The sequence below is a fragment of the Mesorhizobium sp. M0239 genome (assembly GCF_040321815.1).
Classification (GTDB): Bacteria; Pseudomonadota; Alphaproteobacteria; order Rhizobiales; family Rhizobiaceae; genus Mesorhizobium.
This window is the reverse complement of the sequence record NZ_JAMYSG010000064.1, coordinates 1-7,708: the sequence shown is the minus strand read 5'-3', so window position 1 is coordinate 7,708 and position 7,708 is coordinate 1. Positions and strand designations below refer to the sequence as shown.

Below are 7,708 nucleotides of genomic sequence, written 5' to 3'. Positions count from 1 at the left end.
TGACCAGAACCCTCATCAGAAGCGCCCATCCGTAACATGCCTGGGGAACAGACCCTTGATGTCGTAGATGACGCCCGGGGTCTTGGAGGACATTAGCTGATCTGGTCGCGCGGAGTTACCCTCGCCGTGAGGTGAAGGCAAACCGGTGATAGGAGGCTCAACCAAGATCGATATTCGCACTTACAAACCTTCGGTCTCTTCGTCGTCGAGCATCTGTCACCTCAGCGCACCCTTGTCTGCGCGTGTGGGACGCCGGCTTTGTACCCAACCGAATACAGGCACGGGAGTTCCATTCCTGCACGGAATGGGGTGGGAGAGCCGCACTTCATTGCTGGCGATGCTGAATAGGCGCCATCAACCAGCTTCGCTGATCCTGGCGCTCACCGGCGTGCCCTTCAGCTCCTCAAATCGGGATCCCGTTCGGGAAAAACGAGACTGGCCAATGGACGCCCGATCGTCTCGCTGCTCCAAACGTCCGCTCCTGGCTCTTGGAGCTGTAAGGGGTGCCATGTCGGCTGGATTACCGCCCCCAGACGACGGCATTCTCGTGCCGTTTGATGATGTGCTTCAGATTCTCGAAGGCGGTCGTGACGTGGCCGGCGAAGCGCTCTGCCGCCGGCGAGCGCGGTCCGCTGACCCGGCGCAGGATGCCGAGTGAGCGGCTGGGCTGCGGAATTTCATAGGGCAGCACCGTCACCCGGTTTTCCTTGCGCTGCGCGAAGACCACGGAGAATGGCAGCACCGCCAGCGCATCGGTTTCGGCAAGGAAGTTGATCACGCTCATCAGCGAGCCTCCCGAATAGCGGACGTTGAGGTCCGACATGCCGATGCTCATCAGGATCATCTGCAGGTCCGACATCAGCGGAGAGCCGGGTAGGGGGGCTACCCAGGGAAAGCTGGTCAGGTCATGCGCCCTGAGGCGGCGATTTCGCAGCAGGGGATGGTCGGGCCGGCAAGCCACGACGTTGCGTCCGGGCAGGATTTCGGTGAATTCGAAGCCGGGTCCCAGGTCGAGCACGCCGATCGGCACGATCCCGAGATCGATCTGGTTGCTCTCCAGCGCCGCGACCATCTCGGGCAGGTTCATATAGCTTTGCTGAACGGTGACCTCGGGTTCGAGCTTCTGGAATTCTCCGATCATCCGGCTGATCATCGCATCCATGAAGAAGGGCACGCCGCCGACACGGACGACGCCCTTCGTGCCTTTCATGAAGCCCTGGACCGCATCCGACGCCTTGCGCGACGCGGTGATGATCGTGCGGCCCTGCGCCGCCAACTGGAAGCCGAGCGGTGTCGCCTGCAGCGGCCGGCGACCCTTGAGGAAAAGCGGCTCGCCCACCCGCGCCTCCAGCATGGCCAGCGATCGACTGACCGCCGGCTGGGTCAGGCCCAGCATAGCGGCTCCTTCCGACACGCCGCCGGCATCCAGCACCGCGGCGAGCTGCATGAGGTGGCGCTCGTTCAGCTTCATAGCAAAACGCTATACAAGGGACGCCACATCTCATCAAGCATCGCGTCGGGCCGTGCTATCCCGCTTGGCAAGGGGAAGGGAGGCCCCGGCGGAATGCACGGCCAGCACGACCCGAAGCGAGATGAATTCCCCAAGGCGATCTCGACGCAGGCCGAGGAATTCTCACGGCGCCTGACGGCAATGGGCCAGTCCCGCCTGGCGGCGGCGGCGCAGGCAGCCGTCGACGGTTTGCACGCGCTGATCGTCGAGCTGCGACCCTCGGGCGAGGAGTTCCGTCAGGCGATCGATTTTCTGACCGAGGTTGGCCACTGCGCCGATGCGCGGCGCCAGGAATGGGTGCTGTTCGCCGACGTCCTGGGCGTGTCGTCGCTGATCGAGGATCAGAACAGCCCGCGCCCTGTTGGGGCGACCCCAAACACCCTGGCCGGCCCCTTCTACCGGGCCGACGTGCCGGTGATGCCGCTCGGCGCGAACATCTCGCGCGATCACAAGGGCGAGCCGCTGGAGGTTGCGGGCCGGATCGTCGCGCTCGACGGCGATGCGATCGGCGATGCGATGGTCGAGATCTGGCAGGCCAATGCCGAGGGTCTCTACGAGAACCAGGAACCCGACAGGCAGCCGGAATTCAATTTGCGTGGACGGTTCCGCACCGATCCGCAGGGACGCTTCGTCTTCGTGACGGTGAAGCCGAAGGGCTACACGCTGCCATCGGACGGACCGGTCGGTCAATTGATGTCGGCGCTTGGCCTTGGCCTCGAGCGGCCGGCCCATATCCATTTTCGCGTCTCGGCGGAGGGCTTCGAGACGCTGACGACCCACATCTTCGACCGGTCGGACCCTGCGATCGGCCGGGATGCCATCTTCGGGGTCAAACCCGAACTCATGGCCGAGTTCCGCGCGCTGCCGCCCAACGGAGGAAAACGGAAGCACGCGCTCGACCTCAACCTCGTGCTCTGTCCACAGCGGCGGGGCGAAACCGAAACCTCTGGGAGGAGATGACCGATGGCACGTGTCAGCGGCTACCACCATTTGACGCTCTCGACCGACAGCGCTCAGGAAGATTTTGATTTCTATACCAAGGCACTGGGCCTGCATTCGGTGAAGCGCACCGTCTTGTTCGACGGCGTCATCCCTGTCTATCACCTCTATTACGGCTCGCCCAACGGCGATGCCTCGACGATCATCACCACCTTCCCGTTCCGCAAGCCAGGCGTCTATGGCCGCCGCGGGTCCAACCAGTCGCGCACCATCATGCAGTCGATTCCCAAGGGGGCCGCGGATTTCTGGGTCGACCGGTTGAACGCGCGCGGCATCGAGGCCATCAAGATCACTCGTTTTGGCGCCGACCGTGCGGCTTTCGCACATCCCTGCGGCATTCCGCACGAGCTGGTGGAAAGCGACAGGGATACGCGCGCGCCGATCACCAACGAGGCGCAGGGCATCGGCAAGGCGCACGGCATCAAGGGAATATACGGCGCCGTGGTGGCGGTGATGGACCGCACTGCGATGGACGACTTCCTGACCATCGCGTTGCCGCTGGAGAAAGAGGCTGACGACCATGAGGGACTGGTGTTCCGCGTGCCCGACGCGACCGGCGTCGCTCAGCGCGTGGAGGTCATTGTCGACCGCGACAGCCCGCAGGGCACCTGGACGCTGGCGGGCGGTACGATCCACCACCTCGCCCTCAACACCGGCGACGAAGAGAACCAGCTGAAACTGCGCGCTCATATCGAGGGTCTCGGCTTCACGGATATATCGGAGCAGAAGGACCGCAACTACTTCAAGTCCTGCTATGTCCGCTCGCCCGGCGGCGCGCTGTTCGAAATTGCCTGGACCACGCCGGAAGGCTGGGCCAAGGACGAGCCTCCGGGCCAGATCGGCAAGACGCTGGTCTTCCCGCCGTGGTTCAAAGATCGTGAGAGCGAATTGCAGGTCGGCCTGGAAGAGGCGGACTTCACGTGAGTTCAGGCAGCGGTCCGCTCCGGCTTGGGCCAAGAGGCCCGGAGGCGAAGGCGATCTGCGTCTTCGTCCACGGCCGTGGCCAATCGCCCGAAGAGATGCAGTCCCATGTGCTGTCGCGGCTTTCCGCAACCGCCGTGGCCTTTATCCTGCCGCGTGCACCACACGGCATGTGGTGGGAGGCGCGTGCCGTCGACCCGTTGACGCCGGTCGCCCGGGCGCAGCTTTCCGACGCGCTCGACCACCTTGCGGCCGCAATGGTCGCGGCGCGGGCCGAACTGCCCGGACTGCCGCTTCTTCTCGCGGGCTTCTCGCAAGGGGCGTGTCTGTCGATCGAATACCTCTGCGCGGGGCTGCCGCCGCCGGATGCTTTGGCGGCCTTCACGGGCTGCCGTGTCGGCGTTCCGGCGGACGAAAGATCCGAGGCCGCGCCGGCCGGAATGCCGATCTATCTTTCCGGCGGCGATGCCGATCCCTGGATACCAGTCTCGGCGTTTGCCGATGCCGCGCAGTCGCTGGGCCGCATTGGCGCGAGCCTGCGGGCCGATCTCTTCCCGGGACGGGGCCATGAGGTCTCGGACGCCGAGATCGTCATGCTGGGCACGATCCTCGACGACCTCGCGGCCGGGCGCGGCCCGCGCATGGAGGCGGCGCGATGATGGACAGCTTCACCTTTCCGGGCCTGACGACACGGGTGGTCTTCGGTGCCGGCACCATAGCTCGCGTCGAAGAGGAAGTCCGGCGGCTCGGCCATGACAAGGTGATGGTGCTTTCGACACCGCATCAGATGGGCGATGCGGAAAGACTGGCCGTAAGCCTTGGTGGCCTCGCCGCCGGGATCTTTGCCGGCGCGGTCATGCATACCCCTGTCGAGGTCACGGAAAAGGCCGTCGGTGCCTTCCGCGGCAGCGGCGCTTCGGCGGTCGTCAGCCTCGGCGGCGGCTCGACCACCGGGCTCGGCAAGGCCATTGCCGTGCGCACGGGCGCCGACCAGGTGGTCATTCCCACCACCTATGCCGGCTCGGAAATGACCGACATCCTCGGCGAGACGGCGGCCGGCGAGAAGACTACCCGCCGCTCGCCGGACATTCGCCCCGAGACGGTGATCTACGACGTCGATCTGACACTGAGCCTGCCGGTAAGTCTCACCGTCACCTCGGCGATGAACGCGATCGCTCATGCGATGGAGGCCTTGTATGCCCCCGATCGCAACCCGGTGATCGTGCTCATGTGCAGGGATGCCATGATTGCCTTCAAGGACGGCATTCCAAGGCTGATCCGCGACCCGCAGGATCGCGCGGCGCGGACGCAGGCGCTCTATGCGGCCTGGTGCTGCTCGACCGCGCTCGGCTATGTCTCGATGGCGCTGCATCACAAGCTGGCGCATGTCTTCGGCGGCTCGTTCGATACGCCGCATGCCGAGACCCACGCCATCCTGCTGCCGTACACGACCGCCTTCAACGAAACGGCGGTGCCTGATCTGTTGCGTCCGATCACTAGGGCATTCGGTGGTGGCTCGGCGGGCGGCGGGCTCTGGGATTTCGCACAGTCGGTCGGCTCCCCGCTGAGCCTGAAGGCGATCGGCATCGAGGAGGCCGATCTCGACCGCGCGGCGGCGATCGCGGTCAAGAATGCCTATGCGAATCCGAGGCCAATCGATCCAGGATCGATAAGGGAACTCCTTCAGGCGGCGTGGGAGGGACGCCGTCCGGGGGCTTGAGAATAAAACAAGAGGGAGGAACTACACATGATCACAAGACGTAGCCTACTGAAAGCCTCGGCGGCGACAGGCCTGGCGCTGGGCGGTTCGCGCCTGGCGACGCCGGCCATCGCGCAAGGCGCCAAGATCCGCCTGGGCTATGTTTCGCCGCAGACCGGGCCGCTTGCCGGCTTCGCGGAGAGCGATGCCTACAACATCAAGGCCTTCCTCGCTTCCGAGGCAGGCAAGAACTTCGAGGTCATCGTCAAGGACAGCCAGTCGAACCCCAATCGCGCGGCCGAGGTGGCGAAGAGCCTGATCGTCGATGACGAGATCAACCTGATGCTCGTCGGCTCGACGCCCGAGAACACCAACCCAGTGGCCACCACCTGCGAGGCGGAGGGCGTGCCGGTCATCTCGACGATGGCGCCGTGGCAGCCCTGGTTCATCGGCCAGCAGGGCAGTCCGGCCGATCCGGCCTCGTGGAAGCCTTTCAACTTCGGCTATCATTATTTCTGGGGTCTCGAAGACATCATCGCCGTCTACACCGGCATGTGGAAGCAGCTTTCCACCAACGGCAAGGTGGGCGGGCTGTTCCCCAACGATGCCGACGGCAATGCCTGGGGCGACCCGAAGAATGGGTTGAAGCCCGGCCTCGACGCCGCCGGCTTCAGCCTTGCCGATCCTGGCCGCTATCAGAACCTTTCGGACGATTTCACCGCGCAGGTCAACGCCTTCAAAGCCGCCAATGCCGAGATCGTTACCGGGGTGGTCATTCCGCCCGACTTCACCACCTTCTGGAACCAGGCCCGCCAGCAGGGCTTCAAGCCCAAGGCGGTGACGGTGGCCAAGGCGATCCTTTTCCCGCAATCGGTCGAGACGCTCGGCGACGCCGGCCACAACCTCTCGTCCGAGGTCTGGTGGTCGGCCTCGCATCCGTTCAAATCGTCGCTGACGGGCGAGAGTTCGGCCGAACTCGCTGCGGATTTCACCGCCAAGACCGGCCGTCCCTGGACCCAGCCGATCGGTTTTGTCCATTCGCTGTTCGAGGTGGCGGCCAATGTCATGGGCCGCGTGTCGGATCCAACCAATGCCGAGGCGATCGCGGCGGCGATAGCGGCCACCGACATGACGACGGTAGTGGGCAAGGTGGCCTGGAGCGGTGCGGGATTGCCACCTTTCGCCGCGAAGAACGTCTGCAAGACGCCGCTCGTTGGCGGGCAGTGGCGCAAGAAGGCCGGTGGCGGCTTCGATCTGGTGATCGTCGAAAACGCCGGCGCCTCCCAGATACCCACCGCCGGCAAGATGGAAGCCCTGGCCTGACGCTGCCGAGGGCGGCTGATACCGCCGCCCTCGTTCGGCGCGACCCAAGGATGACAGTGATGATACTCAGGCTGGAAAACGTTTCGAAGTCCTTCGGCGCCTTGAAGGTTGCGGATTCCGTGACCGTCAGCGTGCCGCGCGGCGAAGCGCTGGGCATTATCGGCCCGAACGGCGCCGGAAAATCGACGCTCTTCAACCTGATCACCGGCAATCTGTTTGCAAATGAGGGTCGCATCGAATTGCTCGGCCGCGACGTGACCCGTGCTCCGGCGATGGAGCGGGCGCGCATGGGCGTTGGCCGCAGCTTCCAGATTCCGCAGCCTTTCGAGGGGCTGACCGTGTTCGAAAATCTCTTGACCGCTGCCGCCTTCGGCCGCGGCGGACGCGAGGCCGAGATGGTCGACGATTGCGCTGGTATCCTCGAGGAGACGGAGCTTCTCAGGAAGGCCAATTTCGTGGCCGGCTCGCTGAGCCTTCTCGACCGCAAGCGCCTCGAACTCGCCCGCGCCCTGGCGACAGGCCCTGAGCTTCTGCTTCTGGACGAGATCGCCGGCGGTCTGACGGAGGGCGAATGCAAGGCCCTGGTCGCGACGATCAAGGCGATCCATGCCAGGGGCACGACAATCATCTGGATCGAGCATGTGCTGCACGCCCTGAATTCGGTGGTAGAGCGGCTTCTCGTGCTGGATTTCGGGCGTGTGATCGGGATCGGTGCGCCTGATGAGATCATGGCCTCGAAGGCGGTTCGCGAAATCTATCTGGGGCTCGAGGTCTGATGCTGGAAACGCGCGGCCTCACCGCGAATTACGGCCAGTTCCGGGCGCTGTTCGGTGTGGATATCACTGTCGCGGTGGGCGAATGCGTGGCGATCATCGGCGCCAACGGCGCCGGAAAATCCACGCTGATGCGCTCGATCACGGGCGTGATCGGCAATGAGCCCGGCATGGTGCTGCACCGGGGCGAGCCGATCGGCGCGCTGTCTTCGGCCGAGATCATGAAGCGCGGCATCGCCATGGTGCCGGAAGGACGCCGGCTGTTCCCCTCGCTGACCGTCGAGGAAAATCTGCTGGTCGGCGGGCAGGCGCGCAAGGTGCCGGGGCCGTGGAGCCTCGACGCCGTCTATGACCTTTTTCCGATCCTGCGCGAGCGGCGCAAGAGCCCCGGCACAGCGCTCTCGGGCGGCCAGCAGCAGATGGTGGCGATCGGCCGGGCGCTGATGTCGAACCCCGAATTACTGCTCTGCGACGAGATCAGCC

The 7,708-nt window shown here is 64.8% G+C and carries 8 protein-coding genes; 7 read left to right on the top strand and 1 reads right to left on the bottom strand.

Annotated elements, in window-relative coordinates; translation table 11 throughout:
* Window positions 1-520: 520 nt before the first annotated feature.
* On the bottom strand, window positions 521-1,471 hold the full coding sequence (locus NKI99_RS33065) for a LysR family transcriptional regulator (RefSeq protein ID WP_023808937.1): 951 nt from the start codon (window positions 1,469-1,471) through the stop codon (window positions 521-523).
* Between the two features lie 93 nt (window positions 1,472-1,564).
* On the opposite strand from NKI99_RS33065, the gene NKI99_RS33060 reads away from it, so the two are divergent.
* From NKI99_RS33060 to NKI99_RS33030, 7 genes are all read left to right on the top strand, one after another.
* Window positions 1,565-2,470, top strand: coding sequence for a dioxygenase family protein (locus NKI99_RS33060; RefSeq protein ID WP_352613654.1), 906 nt, complete (start codon window positions 1,565-1,567; stop codon window positions 2,468-2,470).
* A 3-nt stretch (window positions 2,471-2,473) separates the two neighbouring features.
* Entirely contained in the window at window positions 2,474-3,433 is a 960-nt protein-coding gene (locus NKI99_RS33055) for a VOC family protein (protein WP_023808935.1), read from the top strand.
* Entirely contained in the window at window positions 3,430-4,089 is a 660-nt protein-coding gene (locus NKI99_RS33050) for an alpha/beta hydrolase (RefSeq protein WP_023808934.1), read from the top strand. The genes NKI99_RS33055 and NKI99_RS33050 overlap by 4 nt, the downstream gene beginning before the upstream one ends.
* On the top strand, window positions 4,086-5,150 hold the full coding sequence (locus NKI99_RS33045; protein ID WP_023808933.1) for a maleylacetate reductase: 1,065 nt from the start codon (window positions 4,086-4,088) through the stop codon (window positions 5,148-5,150). The genes NKI99_RS33050 and NKI99_RS33045 overlap by 4 nt, the downstream gene beginning before the upstream one ends.
* Before the next feature lie 27 nt (window positions 5,151-5,177).
* On the top strand, window positions 5,178-6,452 hold the full coding sequence (locus NKI99_RS33040) for an ABC transporter substrate-binding protein (RefSeq protein WP_352613652.1): 1,275 nt from the start codon (window positions 5,178-5,180) through the stop codon (window positions 6,450-6,452).
* 59 nt (window positions 6,453-6,511) lie between these two features.
* On the top strand, window positions 6,512-7,228 hold the full coding sequence (locus NKI99_RS33035; protein ID WP_352556029.1) for an ABC transporter ATP-binding protein: 717 nt from the start codon (window positions 6,512-6,514) through the stop codon (window positions 7,226-7,228).
* On the top strand, window positions 7,228-7,708 hold a 481-nt coding region (locus NKI99_RS33030), incomplete at its 3' end, for an ABC transporter ATP-binding protein (protein ID WP_352613650.1). The genes NKI99_RS33035 and NKI99_RS33030, both read left to right, overlap by 1 nt.

Excerpts from the sequence above, each read along its gene's own strand:
- NKI99_RS33055 (WP_023808935.1), top strand. The coding sequence starts at position 2,474 with ATGGCACGTGTCAGCGGCTACCACCATTTGACGCTCTCGACCGACAGC.
- NKI99_RS33065 (WP_023808937.1), bottom strand. The coding sequence starts at position 1,471 with ATGAAGCTGAACGAGCGCCACCTCATGCAGCTCGCCGCGGTGCTGGAT.
- NKI99_RS33035 (WP_352556029.1), top strand. The coding sequence starts at position 6,512 with ATGATACTCAGGCTGGAAAACGTTTCGAAGTCCTTCGGCGCCTTGAAG.
- NKI99_RS33045 (WP_023808933.1), top strand. The coding sequence starts at position 4,086 with ATGATGGACAGCTTCACCTTTCCGGGCCTGACGACACGGGTGGTCTTC.
- NKI99_RS33040 (WP_352613652.1), top strand. The coding sequence starts at position 5,178 with ATGATCACAAGACGTAGCCTACTGAAAGCCTCGGCGGCGACAGGCCTG.
- NKI99_RS33060 (WP_352613654.1), top strand. The coding sequence starts at position 1,565 with ATGCACGGCCAGCACGACCCGAAGCGAGATGAATTCCCCAAGGCGATC.